The organism is Ovoidimarina sediminis, assembly GCF_032586175.1.
Taxonomy (GTDB): domain Bacteria; phylum Pseudomonadota; class Alphaproteobacteria; order Rhodobacterales; family Rhodobacteraceae; genus Ovoidimarina; species Ovoidimarina sediminis.
The window spans coordinates 42,549-62,986 of sequence record NZ_JAWHTE010000019.1; the positions used below are offsets into that span (position 1 = coordinate 42,549).

Consider the following 20,438-nt stretch of genomic DNA (forward strand, 5'->3'; position numbering starts at 1 on the left):
GATGGTGGCGGTAAGCCATCTTACCAGGGTGGCGAGTGAGCGGTCAGGTGCTTTCCACCTGTGCAAGAGCGACGAGGGCCTGGCCGAAGGCGAGACCGCCATCGTTCGCGGGCACTGCGCCGGGGCCGCAGATTCGAAAGCCGTCTAGACGCGAGATCATCATTTCGAGAAGAAGGACATTCTGGAAACAGCCACCCGAAAGGGCGATGGTATCCGTCCCTCGTGCTTCCGCTGCAGCGCGGGCTGAGCTGGCGAAGGCGTTTGCGAGGAAGCCGTGGAACCGGGCAGCGATCACTTCGGCCGGCTCGCCGTGCGCGAGATCGGTTGCTAGCTCGGCGAACATCGGTTCGGGATCAATCGCCAAGCCGTCGGTGGCGTGGGTGTAGCTTCCGGCCTGCGACGCTCGGCCCGCCAACGCCTGAAGGAGCATGGCGGCTTCGCCTTCGTAGCTCTGGCGGATCGGGGAGAGGCCGAGGCAGGCCGCGACCGCATCAAAGAGCCGTCCGACGGAGCTGGAAAGAGGCGCGTTTAGCCTCGTTGCGGCGGCCTGCCTGAGAAGGGCGAGCGGCTGATCGGGGAAGAGCCGGTCAGCCAGATCGGAGAGCCCCGCTTGATCGAGGCGCATGACGGCGTTCCGCCACGGCTCCGCCTGTGCCCTGTCTCCCCCGACGAGGGGAGCGGGCTTGAGAAAGGCTACACGGTCGGCGTGAGCGTACCCTCCCGCCAGCACCTCGCCCCCCCACACTGTCCCGTCGGGCCCGAGCCCGAGACCGTCGAGGATGAGCCCAATTGCTGTGTCGCCGGTCCAGCCGGATTCGCCTAACTGGGCGGCCATGTGGGCGTGATGGTGCTGAACCGCGATCATCGGGAGCCCCTGTTTCTCGGCTCGGATGCGGCCATGGCGGGTGGCGCGAAAATCTGGATGAAGATCGACGGCGATTGCTTCGGGCCGGTGATTGAAGAGCTGGGCGAGATCGACATCGGCCTTGAGGAATTCCTCGACTGTCAGGGCATTGTCGAGATCACCAATGTGATGGGAAAGTAGCGCCTGACCGTTCTTTGTGAGGCAGATCGCTGATTTGAGTTCGCCTCCATAGGCTACCACCTCTCGGTCGGAGAGATTCTGGGGCAGTGCGATGGTCGACGGCACGCGGCCCCGAGCGCGGCGGAGGACGACCGGGCCCTGTGGCCCCAGAAGCTCTACCCCGTCGTCAAGACGGCGGGCGATCTCGCGATCATGCATCAGATACCCATCGACGAAGGAGGCCAGTTTTTCGCGCGCCTCGGCATTGGCGATGACCTGGGGTTCGCCGGACAGGTTGCCAGAGGTCATCAGAAGCGGCCCGCCGACGGCATCGAGGAGAAGGTGGTGGAGGGGCGTGTAGGGAAGCATCCAGCCAAGCCGGTCCTGCCCGGGGGCGATCGTGTCGGGCAACCCGTCGTCCCTGCGGCGGAGGAGCACGATGGGGGAGGCGGGGCTTGCGAGCTGGCGGCATTCCTCGTGGGATGGTGCGGCGAGCCTCTGGATAGTGGCGAAGGGAGCCATGAGGGCCAGGGGTTTGCCCGGTCGGCGTTTTCTTGTGCGCAAGGTGGCGACGGCTCGGTCGTTCCAGGCATCGCAGGCGAGATGAAAGCCGCCCAGTCCCTTGATTGCGATGATTTTTCCCTGGGCAAGCCAAGCGGCGGCCGTTTCGATTGCAGGCGCCTTGATCTCGGTGCCGTCCGCGGCCTCGGCCCAGAGGCGGGGCCCGCAATGCGGGCAGGCGACAGGCTGGGCGTGAAAGCGGCGGTCGACCGGATTCTCATACTCCTTGCGGCAGCTTGCGCACATCTCGAATGGCGCCATGGTGGTTTGCGCGCGATCATAGGGCAGGGCTTTGAGGATCGTGAAGCGAGGGCCGCAATTCGTGCAGTTGGTGAAGGCATAGCCGTGCCGGCGCTCCTGCGGATCGCGGATTTCGGCGGCGCAGTCGTCGCAGGTCGCGGCATCGGGGGTTACGCGGGTTTCGGCGCCCGGTGCGCCGCTTTCGGCGATGCGGAAGACGTCGGTATCCGCCACCTCCGCCGCCGCACTTTCCACCGCGTCGACCACGGCGAGGGCGGGGGCTTCGGACATGAGCGCCGCTTCGAAGGTGTCGAGATCGCCGCCCGTGGCGAAGATCAGAACGCCCTCGGCATCGTTCGACACAGTGCCCTTCACCCCGAGCCGCGCCGCGAGTTGCCATACGAAGGGTCGGAACCCCACGCCCTGAACCTGGCCTCGCACGCGTATGCGCCGTCCGGGTTTCAATGCACCGTGCAGACCATGCAGGGATCGAAGCTTCGCACGATGTGCTGGACGGAAACGGGTGCGGTTTCGCCCGGCTCCACCGGGGCGCCGGCGAGAGCCGCTTCCAGTGGGCCCGGCGTCCCGCCGGCGTCACGCGGCGAGAAATTCCATGTGGTGGGGGCAACGATCTGGTAGTTGGCGATGCGCCCGCCTTCGATCACCACCCAGTGGCCGAGCGCCCCGCGTGCGGCCTCGACGAGCCCGATGCCGCGCGCGCTATCGGGAAGGGAAAACTCGCCCATGAAGCGGGCGGTGGGATCAAGCGCACGCGCCCACTCCTCAAGCCAGATCTGCGTGAGGGCGATTTCGAGAAGGCGGCCTGCGATCCGGGCGCGCACGCCGCCCTCAGGCGCGAGGGCAAGGGCGAGGGGGTGACCATCGACGATCTGGCGGGCAAGTGCGCCAACCTCAGCGGTGTGGCCGCTGATGCGGGGTGCCTTGCACCAGCTGTAGCCGTCGCCCGCCATTTCATCGTCAGGGTGGGTGGTGCCGTCAAATGGGTGGGCCGCCGTGCCGGTCATCCAACTGGCCACAACATGCTCGACAATATCGCCATGATCGATCGGAGAGACGGCTCCGTCAGCCCAGAGCCCGGTGGCGGTGCACCGGGCCTGGATAAGCGGGTAGGCGCCGTAGGAAAGGTAGCGCCCGGGGCCCTTGCCCAGGGTCGCGAGGTTCAGATCGGTCGCGATACGGAGGAAGAGGCCCGCGTCTCCGGCCTGCCAATTGTCGAGATCGGCTGGAGTGGTGAGGGAGCAGAATTCTTCAAGAGGTGCGCCGAAAAGACTGGTATCGAGATAGCGGCGGAAACTTCGGAGGATCGAGAGGATGCGCACGCGTTCGGCGGCGTCGGGGGTCTTTGTGACGCCCGCAGGCTGGATCGCGAGCGTGTGGGGCCATTTCCCCCCGAGGATGCCGGTGATGTGAAAGAGCCGTGCGCGGGCGTCGAGCGCCTCCTTCAACGCGGTGCCCTTAGTCGCGGTGAAGCGGGCTGTCGCTTCGGCGTACCAACTTCGCGCCTCGTATGCTGGGCGCGCAAAATCGGGCATAAAGAAGAGGTTGAAATGCGTCACGTGGTCCGCGAGGTTTTCCACCCCGTGGAGAAGGGCCGCGGCGAGAGCGCCCTGTTCCGTCATCTTCGCCCCCGCCGCATCGGCAAGCGCGCGGGCAGCTGCCGCTGACTGGCTGATGGAACAGATCCCGCAGATCCGGGGCGTCAAGGTCAGTGCATCGCGCGGGTCGGCGCCTTGCAGCATTACTTCGAAGCCGCGGAACAGGGGGGAATTGGCATAGGCCGCGCGGACCAGGCCGTCTTCGATCTCGAGGCGCACCTCGAGATCGCCTTCGACGCGGTTGAACGGCCCGACAATCAGTTCTGTCATGACCGTTCGCGCTTGGGTTTCGGGGCGACCTCGATGCGGTCCGATTGCGCGTTGCGGCTGATCCGCTTGGGCGTGGCGGCCTTGGACAGCGAGGCCAGTGCCATGAACCACGCCTTCGGCATGTCGGACGGCAGGCCCACGGGGATGCCCGCCAGCTTCGGGGTCTCGGTAAAGGTAAGCTCCGGATCTTCGAATTCGGGGCTCGTGCAGGCGATGCAGGGATAACCGCCGCGGGTGCAAGAGCCGCTCCCGTTCCAGGGCCGGATGTTGCAGTCGCCCACCGCCTGGGTGCCGATGCAGCCCAGGTGCTCCATCATGCATCCAAGTTGCGAAAGGTGGCGGGCACTGGCTTTGTACTCGTAATACTCGTTTTTCGGGCAGGCGTGGTGGACGAGGTGATCTGTATAGAAACGCGGCCGGTTGAAGTCGTCGAGCGCGCGTTCGTTCAGTGTGCCGCTGGCGAGGAGGAGGAGCGTCTCGGTTACCCAGTCGGGATGCGTTGGACAGCCTGAGACATTTATGACCGGCATTCCGGATTTGGAGCGGAACGTGGGCGGCAGGGCGCCGCCCGCGTGGCTGCCGTCAAATTGTAGCCCAACCGCCCCCGAGGGATTGCCGCCCGCTGCCGTGATCCCGCCGAAGGCTGCGCAGGTGCCGACGGCGACTACATGCTTCGCCATCGGGGCGAGATCGCGACACCAGTCAAGGATGGGTCGCCCGGTACCGGAAAGGATATGATAGCGGCCCGTACCCTTCGGCCCGGTCACTATGGAGCCTTCGACGCATAGGATGTCGAGTTGGGTGTCGCCGGAGAGGATCGCGTCGAGCAGCCCGCGGGCCTCGGCCCCAGTCGCTTCCGAGATCGCGGGATGCCAAAGGATATCTATCCCGGCGTCGTCTAGGAGTTCGAGGACGTTTGGATCCTCGGCGCATAGGAGCGACATGGTACAGCCGCCGCATCCGGCGGACTGAAGCCAGAGGAGGTTCACGCCGTTTTCTCCAGTGGAAGTTCGAGGCGAAAGGACGTGCCATCCTCGCGTGGAACGTGGTGGAGGCGCCCACCATGCTCCTCAGCGATCTTGTTCGAGATCGAGAGGCCGAGGCCGGTACCCTTGCCGACCGGTTTCGTGGTGAAGAACGGGTCGAAGATCGAGGCGGCGGCCGACGAAGGGATGCCGGGGCCGTTGTCAGTGATTTTGAGAACGGCCATGCCGTCTTCTTCTGCGGCTTCGATCCAGATGTCGGGATCCGTCTGGCCTTCGACTGCGTCGATGGCGTTCTGAATGAGGTTCATAATGATTTGTTGCACATGGCCCTGGTTGCCAAGGATGCGAAGCGTCTGGGAGCCCTCGAACCGCACCTCTGCGCCCGTCTTGCTGCCGCGGCAGACCCATCGCGCGGCGACGCGGGCCGCTTCGACAAGGTCGAAACTTTCGACACTGACGCCGCCTGCCACTGTCAGGCGGCGGAGATCGGCCACGATATCTCGGACCCGTTCGGCACCGTCGCGAGCACCATCGATGGCGCCGCGAAGGTTGCGGAGTTCGCGTTCAAGTTTCAGTTCCTGCCGGAGTGCGACGAGTTCCTCACGAGGCGCCCCCGCTTCGACGCGTTCGAAATAGGCCTCGAACCGGCCGATGTATTTCTCAAGCGCATGAGCATTGGCGTAGACGAAGCTGATCGGATTGTTCAGCTCATGGGCGACGCCGGCGAGAAGGCGGCCCAGGGAAGCAAGCTTTTCGTTGCGCACGAGTTGGGCCTGCGCCTCTTTTAGGCTTCTATGACTGTCCTCGAGTTCCTGGTAGGCGCGGCGCAATTCGCCCAAGGGCCGGCCCACGATCACCGCGCCGATCATGCGGCCGCGGTCATCGACGCGTGCAGTAATCGATATGTCGTACGGTTCGGGATCTCCGCCCGCGCCGAGCAGTGCCTCGAAGCGCGCAGGATCGCGGGAGAAGCGGAGGGCCTCGAGCTCCTGGTTGAAGCGGTCCCGGCTTTCGGGAGAAAAGAGATCGGTCGCGTCAGATCCGATCAGCGCATCGCCGCGCTGACCGGTGAGGTTGGAGAGTGAGGCACTGACTTCCTCGATCCGGTTGCCGCGCCCGACCACGATCATGATGTCGCTTACAGAGGACAGAATCGAGGCGACAAAGCGCTGGAATTCATGGAGCTCTTCGTTCTGCCGCTCCAGCCGTTCCTGATAGGTCACGAGTTCGGCATAGGCCTTGTCCACAGCCTCCAGAACCTCCCCCCAGGCCTGGTCCGAGAAGGTGCGATCCTGTGCGTTCGGTGCCCCGATCTTGAGTGGCATGGCGTCTCCTTCCCCCGTACTCTAGGACAATCCTCTTTGCAGAAGAAGCCTGCGTGACGGCTGGGGACGCCGGGTCCTCAGCGCATGATGTAGACCGAGCAGGGTGCGCGGCGGGCGACCCGCGAGGCGGTGGAGCCAAGGAAATAATCCTGGGCGCCCGGGCTGTGCGAGCCGACGATGATCAGATCCACCTTGTTGGCGCGGGCGAATTCTGCGACGCGCACGCCGGCCTTGCCGCTGACCACCGTCGTCGCGATCTCGGGGGCACCGTCGGCAATGGCGTCGAGCTTGGCCTTGATACGCTCGCTGAGGTGATTGATCGGTTTCATGTCGACGAATTCAGCGACGAAGCCCGGAACATCCTCGAGCACAGTCATCAGCGTGATGCGGCCGCCGTTGGCGAGAAGCCGGCGAGCGATGGCGATTTTGCTGGTCGCGTGACCCTCGTGGTCAAGTGCGACGGGGATGAGAATGTGAGAGTGCACGGTCTGTCCTTCCTTCCGGTTGGCGATGCGGGGCGCGCACGTGCGCGCCCCGGCCTACTTGTAGATATCGGGCAGGAGCACCGTCGAGATCGTCGGCCAGTAAGCGATGAAGATCGTCACGATCAGCATGAAAAGCACGAACGGGATCGCGCGATAGGCGATGCGCAATATCGACTCTCCCGTGATCCCTGCCACCACGAAGAGATTGAGCCCGAGGGGCGGCGTGATGAAACCCACGCCGAGGGCAGTGATCATCATGATGCAGAACTGGATCTCGTTCATGCCGATATCGTCGGCAAGCGGCTTCAGGATCGGCGCGAGAATCACGATGTTTGGCGTCGTCTCCATTACACAGCCAGCCGCGATCAGGATGCAGAGCATCATCAGAACCAGCACCCATGGTTCGTCGCTGACCGAGGAAGCCGCGGCAACGAAGCCCTGTGGCACACCGATGATCGCGAGGGCTTCGGCGAGCGGAGCAGAAAAGGCAATGATCGGCAGGATCACCCCGTTCACCTTCGCGGAACTCACCAGCATGGAGGGGAAATCGCTCAGCTTCAGGGTGCCGAGGATGAAGCCCATAATAATCGTCACGACAACAGCAGTCGCGCCTGCCTCGGTGGGGGTAAGGCGACCCGAGAAGATGCCGTAGAAGATGATTCCGGGAACGAGGAAGGCGTACCAACCAGATTTCAGGGCCTTGCCGAGCCGGGAAAGGTATTCTGACATCGAGATGTTGCCGCCACCTTCCCAGCCGTAAAGGCGGTTCATGATCACGTTGGTGGCAAGGATAGACACGAGGATCGCGATGCCGGGGATCAGGGCCGCAAGAAAGAGGGTCGAGGCCGAAATACCCAGTACGAGACCAATGATGATATAGGCGATCGACGGCGGGATCAGGATTCCGGTACAGGCGCCCGCCGCGACGAGCGCGCAGGCATACGGGCGGGGGTAGCCCGATTCAACAAGCCGGTCGATCGTCATCCGGCCCACGGCAGCGGCACCCGCCGCGTCAGAGCCCGAGATCGCGGCGAACATGCCGCAGACGAGCACTGTGGCCGATCCAAATCCGCCTTTGGCGAACTGGGTAAGTGCCTCGGCAACGTCGAGGAATTTTCGACTGAGTCCGGTTCGGACCAGCACGTCACCGGTCAGGATAAAGAGGGGCACGGCGGTCAGGGCGAAGAAATCAATCCCGGTGAAAAGTTTCTCTCCAACAAGCCCCAGTGGCAGGGCGCCGGACCAGACCAGCATGACGATCGCAGATGCGCCGATTGCTGCCCAGACCGGCACGGCGAGCGCCACAAGCACCACGAATAGGATCACAGAGCCGTAGAAATCCCAGCCAAGAACGACTGTTTGATCGAGTTGGTTCCAGAGCATCGCGCGACCTCCTCAGTCGAACAGCTTGTCGCCTTCGTAGACGGGACGGCCCGCTCGAAGGTCCGCGATGTCGCGGATGATGGATTGAACGAGACGCAGCAGTACGAGGCTGAAGCCAACGGGCACCGCCATCAGGAACCACACTCGGCTGATACGCAGCCCGTCGGTGACGGAGCCGAATTTCGCCGAGACGTGCACGGTCTCGAAGGAGTAGTAGAGTGCGACGATCGACACGGCTACCATCACGAAATCCCCAAAAAGATAGAGAAGCGCCTTTACCCGGGGGCCGACATAATGCATCAGCACGTCGATCCGGATGTGGCCGCGTTCGCGCACCGCAGAAGCTGCCCCGATCCACGCCAGGTAGATGAAGGAATAGCGCACGATCTCTTCACCCCAGATCGAGGAGTAGCTGAGAAGTTCCCGGCGCAGCACCTCGATGAACATCGTCGCAACGAGCATCGTGTAGAAGATCAGAAGCGCCCATCGCTCGGCGTTCCGGTTCAAGTTATTCAGGATCTGCGACATGGACGCCTCCCGTGTGCCTGGCGGCAGTTACAGGCCGCGGGTGCGACCGGCGAGGGGTATTTTCAGGATGAAGGGGCAGCGGGTTTGCCGCTGCCCCCCGAAGGTGCCGGATCAGGCGTCGTGGACGTAGTAGCGGCCCATGGTCCCTGCCGCCTCTTCGAGCTTCGAGAAGGTGTCCATCGAGCCGGCGAGTTCGAGCTTGAACTCGTCCCATTCCGAGCGCTGATAACCGCCCGTATCCTGCCATTCGGCGAGCTGATCGTCGGAAAGCGAATGGAACTCGACGCCTGCCTTGGTCAGCTCCGACATCGCGTAGGAGCGCGCGGAAGGCACTTTCGCGAGGTTCTGGTGTGCGGTGAGTTCGCCTGCAAACTCGATGCCTTCCTGAACGTCGCTCGACAGCGAATTGAACCATTCAAGGTTCATCGAGTAGACCTGACTGTCGGGCACAGCCTGCGTGAAGGTGACGTGGCTCAGGATGTCCTTGAAGCCGAAGACGAAGAGCGCACCCACCGACGGGTCGAGCGCATCGGCGACGCCCTGCTTGATCGCCGACGGCGTTTCGCCCCAGGCCACCGGTGTCGGGTTCGCGCCGACCATGCGGTAGTACTGCTGCAGCATCTTGGAGCCCGGGACGCGGAACTTGACGCCGTCAAGGTCGCCGGGGGTGATCACTGCATTGCCGCCCTTGCGGACCGCGACGACGCGGGGGTCGATCACGATGTAGAACAGCGCCTTGAAGCCCGAAGCCTCGATCTTGGGGTGAACCTCGCCCTTCCAGGCGTCGGAAGTCACGAGGTTGGTGAAGCGCTGGTTTGAGCCGCAGAAATACGGCATGTTGATCAGGTCGACCACGCTGGCAAATGGCGCGAAGTTCGACAGTGAGTGCTGCGCGCACTGGATCGTGCCGGTCTGTACCGCCTGGGCCAACGCACCACCTGCGCCGAGCTGGCCGCCTGGGGCGAGCTTGACGTAGACCTTGCCGTTGGTCGAGTTCTGGATATTTTCCTTCAGGTCCAGCTGCATGATCGGATAGCTGCGGGAAGCGCCGAGGACATAGGCCGTGGCGAGAGTCATCGTGTGCTCTGCCGCTGCTTCGCGCTCTCTTTCCTCCTTGGCGGTCTGAGCCGAAGCTTCGCTCGACCAGAGCATGCCGCCCGCGCCGGCCACCATCGCGGCTGTGAAGCCGCCGGCGCTGGTCAGCTTGAGGAAATTGCGCCGTTCCTCTGAGGCGCGATCCAGTTTCTCACGATTCATGATCTTCTCCCTATGGTTCATGTATCTGTTTGGTTGTTGTTTTTCGCGGCGGCCTCACGCTGAAGGATCACCACGACGAATGCCAGTGATGCCCCGAAGAGCACCAGCATCTCGCCGACGTCGCCCATGAACTGAGTGCCTCCGAAGGCACCGAGAACCACGTTTGCGAGAAAGACCGAAAAGAGACCCAGTGTAATGACGATGAACACGCTTTCCTCCCTAGGTGTTCGGGTCAGTTAAGGAATTGTAAGCGCTTACATCACGTCATGCAAGCGCTTACATAATCTTCCTCAAGCCAAGCTTAGCCCAACTTGAACGATCCGCCAAAGGAAGGGCGTCGGCTGGCGTCTTGGAGGGGTGTCAGACTGAAACGGCCTGAAGGAGCGTTTGGCGTTTCATTTCCGCAGCATTGCCGGTGAGCTTCGGCGCACCGCGTTCGAGAACGACAAAGCGGTCGCCGAGGTCGAAGGCGAAGTCAAAATACTGCTCGACCAGAACGATCGCCATGTCGCCTCTGGCCCTGAGTCGGCGGATCACTTCGCCGATCTGCTTGATGATGTTGGGCTGTATCCCTTCAGTGGGTTCGTCGAGGAGAAGGAGCTTGGGCCGGGTGACGAGGGCGCGGGCGATGGCGAGCTGCTGCTGCTGCCCGCCGGAAAGATCGCCGCCACGGCGCGACAGGAATTCGCGAAGGATCGGGAACAGATCGAACACTTCGTCGGGCACGTGCCGTTCGGCTCTTGGCAGGCAGGCGAAGCCAGTTTCGAGATTTTCCTGAACGGTTAGGAAGGGGAAGATTTCGCGCCCTTGGGGCACGTAGGCCACGCCCTTCTGGGCAAGCATGTGCGCGCTGGCATGACGGATCTCTTCGCCATCGAGCGTGTAGCTCCCCCCGCTCCACGGATGTGTGCCGGAAATCGCTTTCAGAAGCGAGGTCTTGCCGACGCCGTTCGTGCCCATCACGCAGGTGACCTCGCCTTTGCGCGCTGTCAGGTCGACGCCGTTCAGGATCTGGCTGCTGCCGTAATGCAGGGTGACCCCGGTCACCGATAGAATGTCAGCGCCCAAGATACACCTCGATCACCTTTTCGTCTTGCGTAACCCGGTCGATCGAACCTTCGGCGAGGACGGAACCCTCGTGCAGGACCGTGACTTTGCAGTCCAGGCGGCGAACGAATTCCATGTCATGCTCGACGACAACGACGGCTCGGCTGCGCGCTGCCTCGACGAGGAGTTCGGTCGTGTGCTCGCGCTCCGACGGCGTCATGCCGGCCGCTGGTTCGTCGACCAGAAGAAGCCGGGGCTCCTGCGCAAGGAGCATTCCAATTTCGAGCCACTGTTTCTGGCCGTGGCTGAGTTCGCCCGCCTTCCGGTCGACCGCGCCTTTCAAGCCGATCTCGGCCGCAAGCTCTCCCACCCGGTCGATGTCCGCCGCACTCGGGCGGAAGGCGAGAACGGCGAATGGCCCGCGCTTTTTCTTGAGCGCCATCATCAGGTTTTCCGAAACAGTCTGATCTTCGAAGACCGTCGGACGCTGGAATTTGCGCCCGATGCCGGCCTGCGCGATCTGGCTTTCGGACATGGAAAGGAGCGAGGCGCTTTTCTCTCCGTAAAGAACGCGGCCCTCGTCGGGCCGGGTCTTTCCGGTGACGATATCCATGAAGGTGGTCTTGCCGGCACCGTTCGGACCGATCACTGCGCGAAGTTCCTTCGGGCCTATCTGGAAGGAGAGGTTGTTGATCGCCTTGAAGCCGTCGAACGAGACGGAGACGCCGGAAACCTCGAGCAACGTACTCATGCATCGGCCTCCTTTTCGCGGAGCGCGCCCTGGTCGGGGCCAAGATCGGCGCCGTGACGATCGGGGCTCTTGCGGTCGGCGAGGAGATCGAAAAGCCCGCCGATGCCTTTTGGCGCAAAGAGCGTTACGGCGACGAAGGAGAGGCCGAGAAGCACCGTCCACCAGTCAACCCATTGGATCGTGTAGAAGCCGAGATTCACATCAGGGGCCTGGCCGCCTGTGAACCAGGTCGAAAGAAGCGAGACAAAGGCCGCGCCAATCACTGCGCCGTAAAGCCGCCCGCGCCCGCCGATAGCGACCCAGACGGCAAGGTAGATCGAAGCGATTGGAGCGATTTCCGCGGGATTGATGATGCCCGCCTGCGGATAATAGAGAGCGCCGGCGATCGCCGCGATAATCGCTGTGAGTGTGAAGACCACAAGCTTGAACGCCTCGACGGGATAGCCAAGGAAGCGCACGCGCGCCTCGTCGTCGCGGATCGCGCGAAGAACGGAGCCGAATTTCCCCGAGACGAGCCAGGCGCAGAGGATGTAGCCCAGGCCGAGGGCAAGGGCCGAGGCCCAGAAGAACCAGAGAGAGACGGCGGATTGGGGCACGTCGTCGAGGCCCGGCAGGTTCTGAAGACCCGAAAGCCCGTTGTTGCCACGAAGCCCGCTGTCATTCTGGAAGAGGTAAAGCGAGAGGGCCAGTGTCATCGCCTGTGTCAGAATAGAGAGATAGACCCCCGTGACCCGGCTGCGGAAGGCGAGCCAGCCGAATACAAGTGCCAGGATCCCGGGGACAATGACAACGAAGGCCAGTTGCAGGGGTAAGGAATGGGCGAAGGCCCAGATCGGCGGGAACTCGGAGGCCCCAACGACGCCGAAGATCTGGGTGGCAATGCCGTCGGATATCTCCTGTGGGGTAGGCGGAAGCGCCGCGGCCGATAGGCTTTCAATGACGATCAGTTCCGTGCGGGCATACATCAGCCACATGCCGATCGCGTAGCCGCCGATCCCGAAGAAGGCCATGTGGCCGAGCGAAAGGATGCCGCAGTAACCCCAGACGAGATCCATCGCCAGTGCCACCAGGCAGAGGCAGAGCGTCTTGCCCAGGGTCTTGACGAAGCTCGTCGAGATCACGCCAATCCCGAAGCCCTCGGCGAGGATCGTGACGCAGAGGGTGAAGGCCGCGAGGCAGGCAAGAAAGATCAGAACTGACGGGTGGCGGACAGCGAAGGGACGGCGGGGTGCTGCGGCGAGGGTGGCGTCTGTCATGTCACGCCTCCGCCGCGCGGCCCTTGAGCGCGATGATCCCGCGCGGCCGGAACTGGATGAAGAGAATGATGAAGAGGATCATGTAGGTCTGGGCGGCCAGCGTGTTCGAGGGGTTCAGCCACTCGATCCCTTTCTGGAGGACGCCGACGAGAGACGCGCCGAGGAGGGTGCCCCAGATATTGCCAACCCCGCCGACGACCACTGTCATGAAGGATTGCACGATATAGTCCGACCCCATCTCCGACGTGACCTTGGCGTAAAGACCGATGGCAACGCCCGCGATCCCGGCGATACCTGAGCCGAAGCCGAAGGTGAGCATGTTGATCTTGTCGGGATTGATTCCCATCGAGGCAGCCATGCGCGGGTTCTGCGTGACGGCGCGCACTTCCAGGCCAAGCCGGGTGCGGTTCATCACGACGAGGAAGATGGCAAGGAAAATCAGCGCGAGGATGAAGATCGCAATGCGGATGTAGCTGATCGAGACGATATCATTGAGGACAAGCGAGCCGTCGAGCCAGTCGGGCGCGGTTAGTGGCCGGGCCTGGGTGCCGAAGATATTCTTTGCGATCTGTTGCAGTGCGATCGAGACCCCGAAGGTGGCCAAAAGGGTTTCGAGCGGGCGGTGGTAGAGCCAGCGGATCACTAGGCGTTCCATCGCCACGCCCGCGCTGAATGTGACCATGAATGCCAGCGGGATCGCGAGCAGGATCGAGAGGGTGTAGTCGGGCACGAAGAGCTGGACGACATAGCCGGTATAGGCGCCCATCATGATGAACTCGCCGTGGGCCATGTTGATGACGCCCATGACTCCGAAGGTGATCGCGAGCCCGATCGCGGCGAGAAAATAGATTGAGGCCAGGGAAAGCGCGTCGAGCCCCAGGTCAAGCGCCTGGTTCAACGCGACCGTGCTTTCGATATCTGAAACGGCGGCGGCGGCGGCCATTGCCACGAGCGGTGAGGCGCCCGTGTAGCGTTCGTAGAACACATGTGAGGATAGGGCGGCGGCAATTTCGGCCTCGGTTGCGACGGGTTCGACCACGCCGTCGCTCGCAAGGGTTGCATAGGCGAGATCGCGGGCTGCCTCGGTATCAAGCGTGGCCACTTCCACGCCGCCCACGCGGCCGCCTTCGATGTTGGCGGCGAGGGCCGCGCGTTTGTCCTCTCGGCTTATCCGGGGCTTGGCGAGACCGGCCGAAACAAGAAGGTCGTAGGCCTCCGCATTCGAAAGCGCATCGCTTCCCGGCTCTAGCGTGCCCGCGATGTCGTCGCCTTCGGGACGGACCTCGGCGACCTCAATCCGGGTGGCGAGAAGTGGGTTCAGCGTCGCGCGGACGTCGACGCCAAGATCGCCCTCGAAGCTTTCAATGGCTTCGATGCGCTCTTCGTCGCTTTCGCCGTAGCGGATCGTCAGAAGGCGCTCGAGGCGAGCCTTGCGATCCTTGAGCGCGGGGTCGGTCTCGTCGCCGAGGGTCGCGCGCAGGGCCGCCAAGTGCGACAATTCCGGGTCACGCTCGATCGCATGGAGAGCAGTTGCGCGGTTTTCGGGCGCGGGATCGTTCAGTTGGAAGCGGACGAGAGCGGCACCTATCAGGCCGCGGATCCCGGAATTCGGCTTCAGCTGCGTATAGCCTTCGTCTGGAACGCTGCCGATTTCAGTGCCATCGGCGAAATCGAAGATGCGGATCGTGTCGCGGTCGATCTCCTCCGCACGAACGAAGAGGCCAGTTTCTTCGGCAATCCACATCTCCTTGGCCTGCCAGCGTTCGAGAACAGCCTGCGCTTCGGGAAGGCCGCTTGCTGCGATCGCGTCGATTGCGGGGCCGATTGTGCGGCGGGAGGATTTCTCGATGATCTCGGCATGTTCCTGAAGGAGCTGCTGAATAGGCGCGTCGGCGTCCTGCGCAGCGATGGGCGCAGCGAGGAGCAATAGACAGGGCAGAAGAAGACGGAGCCAGGCCCGAGCCATGCCAAGAATCCCTTGATTGAGACGTCGGGGGCAGCGACGTGCCGCCCCCGATCGATCAGGTCCTAGTAGTTCGACTTGATCTGAACGCAGGTCTCGGTCTGGGTGTTGTACATTCCGCAGCCGAGCTCCTTCCAGTCAGAGATCAATACCGCCGATTCCGGGAGGTAGTCCGTCCAGGCGTCACCCGGCACTTCCTCGGTCTGGCTGATGATGTCGAACTGGCCGTCATCCTGGATTTCGCCGATCAACACGGGCTTGGCGAGGTGGTGGTTTGGAAGCATCACCGCAGTGCCACCAGTCAGGTTCGGGAATTCCTGGCCGTACATGGCAGTACGGACGGCATCGACATCGGTGGTGCCTGCTTCAGTCGCGGCGTTCACCCACATGTTGAAGCCGATGTAATGGGCTTCCATCGGGTCGTTTGTCACGCGGTCTTCGCCCATGCGTGCCTTCCAGGCAGCAACCCATTCCTCGTTGGCTTCCGTGTCGGCAGACTGGAAGTAGTTCCATGCTGCGAGGTGGCCGACGAGGTTCGTGGTGTCGAGGCCCGAAAGCTCTTCTTCTCCCACCGAAAAGGCAACGACAGGGATGTCGTCGGCGGAGATGCCCGCGGCGGCAAGCTCCTTGTAGAAACCCACATTGGCATCGCCGTTGATGGTGGAGATGACGCCTACCTTCTTGCCGTCAGCGCCGAGTGCCACGACGTCGGCTACGATCTTGGACCAGTCGGAGTGGCCGAAGGGCGTGTAGTTCACGAAGATGTCCTCGGCCGGGATGCCCTGTTGCTGAAGATAGCTTTCAAGGATGTTGTTCGTCGTCCGGGGATAGACATAATCGGTGCCGAGAAGGGCGAATTTCTCGACGCCCAGTTCCTCGAGGAAGTAATCGGTTGCCGGAATTGCCTGCTGGTTCGGCGCGGCTCCGGTATAAAAGACGTTCTTGGAGCTTTCTTCGCCCTCGTACTGGACGGGGTAGAAGAGAAGGCCATTCAGTTCCTCGATCACGGGCAAAACCGACTTGCGGCTGACCGAAGTCCAGTTGCCGAAGATCACGTCGACCTCGTGAACCGTCAGAAGCTCGCGCGCCTTTTCGGCGAAGAGCGGCCAGTCAGATGCTGGATCCACCACCACGGCCTCAAGCTCGCAGCCCAGAAGGCCACCCGCAGCGTTCTGCTGGTCGATCAGCATTTCCATCGTGTCTTTGAGCGTCGTTTCCGAGATCGCCATCGTGCCTGACAGAGAGTGCAGGACGCCGACCTTGATCGGGCAGGATGCGTCCTGTGCATAGGCGGCCGACGAGGCCGCGACCAAGATGGCAGCAGTTGAACCAAGAAGTGTCTTGGACATTTCTATCCCCTTTGCGTGTCGCGCGGGGAGCGTTGCAAAAAAGAGCCTGAAGCCACATATGCCTCCCACGCAATTCGTTTGCGGAGTGCGATGGTGACCTTGGTTTCCTAGGCCGGCACCATCGCACGATCTATCGGGTGCAGAGACCCGACGCGACTTAAGCCTTCATCGCCGGGGAGATACGAGGAAAGCCGAGGCGGTTTGAGCCCGGCTCGGAGCCCCAGCTTAAAAAAGCGGCAGATCGGAGGTATGTGCCTGCAAAAGCGGCAATCATTGTCGACTGGTGTGGGGCTCAGCCGCCAAGCAGCATGAGTCGGCAGACGGCCAGCTGTGCTTCTGCGCGGCGTTCGGCGCGCATCGAGCGGGCCTCGTCCGTGCCGAACCTGGCTTCATTCAGGACTGACATTAGCGCGACCTTCGCTTCGATTCGCTGGTTCAGCGCGGCGGGATCTGCGCCTGCGCCGACGGCCTCAAGAAGTGCCAAGAACTTTTCGCGATCATCGTTATACCTGTCCGAGCGGGGATCCTGAATAAGCCAGGCGTGTTCGACCATGGCAGAAAACTGACCTGTGCACGTGGCGAAATCCCGCGCCAAATCGGTCAGGGAAGAGGCCGGCGCGGCGCATAAGACAACGCCGCAGAGGCTGGAAATGAGAGTTTTCAAACCGCTCATGGTTTGGAGTTTAGGCTGTGAAATACGCCTAAAAAATGAACGTTCTGAAAATTCTCTTGCGCTGTGTCCTCGGTGTCTGTGCGCTGCCGGTGGTCAGATACATTCCCCTCCGTCGATGACGAAGGCATGGCCCGTCATGAAGGAGGAGCGGTCAGAGGCAAGGAAAACAATGGCTTCGGCGATCTCTTCCACTGTACCGAACCGCCCCATCGGGATCGCGTCTCGCACATAGGCCTCAAGTTTGTCGCGTCCGCCCATCTGCACCTCGAAGCCATGGTTGAAGGGCGTGTCGATGAAGCCGGGGCAAAGGGCGTTGAAGCGGATATTCTCGCGCGCGTAATCGGCTGCCATCTGACGGGTCATAGCAAGGACCGCGTGCTTTGTTGTGGCGTAGGCGATCATCTCGCGGTCGTACTGCACGCCAGAATTCGACGAAGTGATGATCACGCTGCCTGCGCCCAGCCGGCGCATAGGGGCGATTGCTGCCTTTGCGGCGACGAAATGGGAGCGAACGTTCAGACGCCAGGACAGATCCATGTCGGCTACGGCCACCTGTTCGAGCTTGCCCTCGATCTGTACGCCGGCGTGGGAGTGAAGGATGTCGAGCCGGCCCTCGTCGCGGGTCACCGTCTCGATCGCGTTGGTGAGGGCCGCATCTTCGGTGACGTCGAGGGTGAGTGCCCGGGCTTTGCCGCCGCTCTCAATGATACGGGTCACGACGGCTTCCGCCGACTTTCCGTTCTTGTCGGTCACGATCACAACCGCCCCCTCGCGGGCAAGGGCCTCGGCCCCCGCCGCTCCTATACCCGAGCCGGCACCGGTGACGAATGCAACGCGGTCTTCAAGCAGCATGAGGGCATCCCGTTTCCATTGTTCACCCCCGATTCCCGCGCCGAAGGATGAGTTGGGCGATCACGAGCAGGATGAGAGAAGCTAGCATCACCATCGTCCCGATGGCGTTGACCTCGGGCGTCACACCACGCCGGATCGATGAGAAGATGTAGATCGGCAGGGTCGTCTCGGACCCCGCGACGAAGAAGGCGATGATGAAATCGTCGAAGCTGAACGTGAAGCTGAGGAGAAAGCCGGCCAGGATAGCGGGCGCAATCAGTGGCAGGGTAATGAGACGGAAGGTGCGGAACGGCGGAGCATAAAGATCGGCGGAGGCCTCCGACAGGGCACCTTCGAGGCTTTGCAGGCGGGCGCGCACGATAAGAACCACAAGGGCTAGCGTGAACATTGTATGAGTGGCAATCAGCGACGGCATGCCCATCGACAGTGCGGGCGGCGTGCCACCCTCGGGCCAGATCGCCGCGAGCCAGGGATTCACAACGTTGAAGACGGTGACAAGCGCGATCAGCGTCGCGATTCCGATCACGATCCCGGGGATCATGACCGCGATGTAGATCATCGCATCGAAGAACGCGCGTGCCGGCCCCTTTATGCCCTGCAGTCCGACCGCTGCAAGGGTGCCGAGGATGCTGGCGAGCGTCGCCGAGATGAACGCGACGAAGAGGCTGTTGCCAAGCGCATCCATAACGAAGGGATTGTTCAGGGCGCGACCGTACCATTTGACCGAAAAACCGTCGAACTGGCTGGCGCTGCGACCCGCACTGAAGCTGAAGAGCGCGATGATCGCGATCGGGGTGTAAAGGAAGACATAGACAAAAAAGGAGTAGAGCCGCATGCCTCCGGCCCTCACATGATCGACACGTCTTCGCGCTGGGCCGCCAGCCGCGAAATGAGACGCATATAGACCGTGACAGTAACGAGCATCACGAGGATGAGCATGACCGCCACGGCAGACCCGAAGGCCCAGTTCCGCGATTGCAGGAACAGGTCGACCAGCGCGTTGCCAACGAAGAAGACCTTGCCGCCGCCAAGGAGCGCGGGGATCAGGAATTCGCCCATCAGCAAAATGAAGACGAGCATGCAACCGGTGGCGATCCCGGAGATCGACATGGGCAGGGTGACGCGCAGGAAGGTCGTCAAGGGCGTGGCGCCCAAGTCGGAAGACGCCTCTAGAAGTCGTTTGTCGAGCCGGTCGAGCGCCACGTAGATCGGGAAGACCATGAGCGGTAGGTAGCCGTAGACGATGCCCACAGTCACCGCAAACGGCGTGTAGATGAGCCGGACATCTTCATGTCCGAAGACCTCAAGCAGCGCAGGGAGGCCCTGACCGCCCAGGATGAAGATCCATGCATAGCTGCGGATCAGGATCGACGTCCAGAACGGTACGATCACGAGGACAAGAAGAATGGTCTTCCATCTGGAATCGGTCCGGACCGCAAGTTGATAGGCGAGCGGATAGGCGATGATCAGCGCCGCCAAGGTGCCGAGGGGCGCGAGCGTCAGGGTGTTCTTAAACGCGGTGAGGCGAGCGGGAAGGTTCGCGTATTGCTCGAAAGTGAAGGCGGGCACCCATCCGCCGGAGGGTGCCCGCTCTCCGAAGCTGAAGATCAGGACAACGGAAAGCGGAAGCACGAGCATGACCAGAAGCCACGCCCCGGCGGGCGCGACCAGTAGCCAATTTCTCTCGCGTTCCGTCATTCCGCCCGCCCGATCAAGCCGACTTGAAGCGCGCCAGAAGTTCGGCGCGGTTCGGATCTGTCAGCGTGGCTGCCGCACCAAATTCGAGGGCGTCGAGCTTTTCCGCCGCCGGATAGAGGATCGGATCGTTCAGAATCTCTTCCGGCAAAAGCGCGTTTGTGCGGCTATCTGCTACCGGGTAGCCATGGGCCAGAACCTCGCGAGCGTTCACTTCCGGGTCGAGCATGAAGTTGATTAGCGCATAGGCCGCTTCCATGTGAGGAGCGCCCTTCGGAATTGCGTAGTAGTCGCTCCAGAGTTCGCCACCTTCTTTTCCAAGCGCGTACTGGATCTCTGGGATATCTGTGTTGAGCTGTTTTCCGTCGCCTGTCCAACAGATTGTCAGCCAGGCGTCGCCCGAACGCATCGCGGGCTGATAATCCGAGGTGATCGCGAAGAGATGCGGCTTCACGTCGATGAGCAGTTTCTCGGCATCGGCCAGTTCCGCCTCGTCGATCGAGTTGAAGGAGTAGCCGTGGTAGTTCAGCGCCGCACCGATCGTGGTCAGCTGGTAGTCGTGCACCATTGTCCGGCCTGAGAAGTCATCCATCGTCCGGTCGAAGAATTCCTTCCAGCTGTCGAAGGGGTTTCCGCCATTGTGCGATGTGTTGATCGCCATGCCGGTGGTGCCCCAGTTCTTCGGTACGGCGTAAACGACGCCGTCGACAATCCCGGCATCGGAGAAGCGCGCGTCGAAGGCGCTGGGGTCGTAGTTCGGCAGCTTCGAAAGATCGAGAGGTTCAATAAGATCTTCCTCGACATACGTCGTGATCGTGTAGTTCGTCGGGACATAGACGTCCCAGCCGCTGCCGCCAGCCTGGAGTTTGGCCAGCATCTCTTCGTTCGAGCCGAATACGTTCACCTGGGTGAAGGCGCCGGTCTGATCCGTGAAGATCTCGAAGTTCTCGGGATCGTGGTAGTTGGGCCAGGTTGCGAGAACGACACGGTCACCGATATGGCTGTCGGCCAGTGCGCGTGAGGGACGGATGCCTGGCATAGCTCCTGCCATGACCGCGGTCGCGGTGCCGAGGCCGGTGACGCCGAGGAAGTGGCGGCGCGTGACCGAGCCTTTTTCGTAGCGCCGAAGCTCCTCCATGAATTTCCGCTTCGAGATGTATGACTTGTCTTTCATGTC

General features: G+C 62.3%; 19 protein-coding genes. All 19 read right to left on the bottom strand.

From position 1 onward, the window contains the following. Window positions 1–43: 43 nt before the first annotated feature. A complete protein-coding gene (gene hypF / locus RXV90_RS18890; protein WP_316650613.1) occupies window positions 44–2,266 on the bottom strand; it encodes a carbamoyltransferase HypF in 2,223 nt (740 codons plus the stop codon). A gap of 20 nt (window positions 2,267–2,286) precedes the next feature. Next, window positions 2,287–3,711 (bottom strand): nickel-dependent hydrogenase large subunit, encoded by a 1,425-nt coding sequence (locus RXV90_RS18895; protein ID WP_316650614.1) that lies wholly within the window; start codon window positions 3,709–3,711, stop codon window positions 2,287–2,289. Continuing rightward, window positions 3,708–4,700: an NADH-quinone oxidoreductase subunit B family protein gene (locus RXV90_RS18900; protein WP_316650615.1), complete on the bottom strand. Its 993-nt coding sequence runs from the start codon at window positions 4,698–4,700 to the stop codon at window positions 3,708–3,710. The genes RXV90_RS18895 and RXV90_RS18900 overlap by 4 nt, the downstream gene beginning before the upstream one ends. Beyond that, window positions 4,697–6,022: a sensor histidine kinase gene (locus RXV90_RS18905; RefSeq protein ID WP_316650617.1), complete on the bottom strand. Its 1,326-nt coding sequence runs from the start codon at window positions 6,020–6,022 to the stop codon at window positions 4,697–4,699. Before RXV90_RS18905 ends, RXV90_RS18900 begins: the two co-directional genes overlap by 4 nt. Before the next feature lie 77 nt (window positions 6,023–6,099). Further along, a complete protein-coding gene (locus tag RXV90_RS18910; protein WP_316650619.1) occupies window positions 6,100–6,507 on the bottom strand; it encodes a universal stress protein in 408 nt (135 codons plus the stop codon). A gap of 54 nt (window positions 6,508–6,561) precedes the next feature. Further along, the gene (locus RXV90_RS18915; protein WP_316650621.1) at window positions 6,562–7,890 is read right to left on the bottom strand and encodes a TRAP transporter large permease; all 1,329 of its coding nucleotides are present in this window, start codon (window positions 7,888–7,890) and stop codon (window positions 6,562–6,564) included. 12 nt (window positions 7,891–7,902) lie between these two features. Beyond that, entirely contained in the window at window positions 7,903–8,418 is a 516-nt protein-coding gene (locus RXV90_RS18920; protein WP_316650623.1) for a TRAP transporter small permease, read from the bottom strand. Between the two features lie 111 nt (window positions 8,419–8,529). After that, window positions 8,530–9,675 carry a TRAP transporter substrate-binding protein gene (locus tag RXV90_RS18925; RefSeq protein ID WP_316650625.1) on the bottom strand — a complete coding sequence of 382 codons (1,146 nt, stop codon included), beginning with the start codon at window positions 9,673–9,675 and terminating at the stop codon, window positions 8,530–8,532. A gap of 17 nt (window positions 9,676–9,692) precedes the next feature. Then, window positions 9,693–9,884 (bottom strand): hypothetical protein, encoded by a 192-nt coding sequence (locus RXV90_RS18930; protein WP_316650627.1) that lies wholly within the window; start codon window positions 9,882–9,884, stop codon window positions 9,693–9,695. A 151-nt stretch (window positions 9,885–10,035) separates the two neighbouring features. Then, window positions 10,036–10,731, bottom strand: coding sequence for an urea ABC transporter ATP-binding subunit UrtE (gene urtE / locus RXV90_RS18935; RefSeq protein ID WP_316650698.1), 696 nt, complete (start codon window positions 10,729–10,731; stop codon window positions 10,036–10,038). A gap of 1 nt (window position 10,732) precedes the next feature. Continuing rightward, window positions 10,733–11,473 (bottom strand): urea ABC transporter ATP-binding protein UrtD, encoded by a 741-nt coding sequence (gene urtD / locus RXV90_RS18940; protein ID WP_316650629.1) that lies wholly within the window; start codon window positions 11,471–11,473, stop codon window positions 10,733–10,735. Further along, window positions 11,470–12,729, bottom strand: a complete 1,260-nt coding sequence (gene urtC / locus RXV90_RS18945) for an urea ABC transporter permease subunit UrtC (protein ID WP_316650631.1) — start codon at window positions 12,727–12,729, stop codon at window positions 11,470–11,472. The genes urtD and urtC overlap by 4 nt, the downstream gene beginning before the upstream one ends. A 1-nt stretch (window position 12,730) precedes the next feature. Next, entirely contained in the window at window positions 12,731–14,695 is a 1,965-nt protein-coding gene (urtB, locus tag RXV90_RS18950) for an urea ABC transporter permease subunit UrtB (RefSeq protein WP_316650633.1), read from the bottom strand. A 62-nt stretch (window positions 14,696–14,757) separates the two neighbouring features. Further along, window positions 14,758–16,041: an urea ABC transporter substrate-binding protein gene (urtA, locus tag RXV90_RS18955; protein WP_316650635.1), complete on the bottom strand. Its 1,284-nt coding sequence runs from the start codon at window positions 16,039–16,041 to the stop codon at window positions 14,758–14,760. A 292-nt stretch (window positions 16,042–16,333) separates the two neighbouring features. After that, window positions 16,334–16,714, bottom strand: coding sequence for a hypothetical protein (locus RXV90_RS18960; protein WP_316650637.1), 381 nt, complete (start codon window positions 16,712–16,714; stop codon window positions 16,334–16,336). Between the two features lie 93 nt (window positions 16,715–16,807). Continuing rightward, window positions 16,808–17,566: an SDR family NAD(P)-dependent oxidoreductase gene (locus RXV90_RS18965; protein WP_316650639.1), complete on the bottom strand. Its 759-nt coding sequence runs from the start codon at window positions 17,564–17,566 to the stop codon at window positions 16,808–16,810. A 22-nt stretch (window positions 17,567–17,588) separates the two neighbouring features. Next, window positions 17,589–18,401: an ABC transporter permease gene (locus tag RXV90_RS18970; RefSeq protein ID WP_316650641.1), complete on the bottom strand. Its 813-nt coding sequence runs from the start codon at window positions 18,399–18,401 to the stop codon at window positions 17,589–17,591. Between the two features lie 11 nt (window positions 18,402–18,412). Then, window positions 18,413–19,264 carry an ABC transporter permease gene (locus RXV90_RS18975; RefSeq protein ID WP_316650644.1) on the bottom strand — a complete coding sequence of 284 codons (852 nt, stop codon included), beginning with the start codon at window positions 19,262–19,264 and terminating at the stop codon, window positions 18,413–18,415. A 13-nt stretch (window positions 19,265–19,277) separates the two neighbouring features. Then, the gene (locus RXV90_RS18980) at window positions 19,278–20,435 is read right to left on the bottom strand and encodes an ABC transporter substrate-binding protein (protein WP_316650646.1); all 1,158 of its coding nucleotides are present in this window, start codon (window positions 20,433–20,435) and stop codon (window positions 19,278–19,280) included. Window positions 20,436–20,438 lie beyond the last annotated feature (3 nt).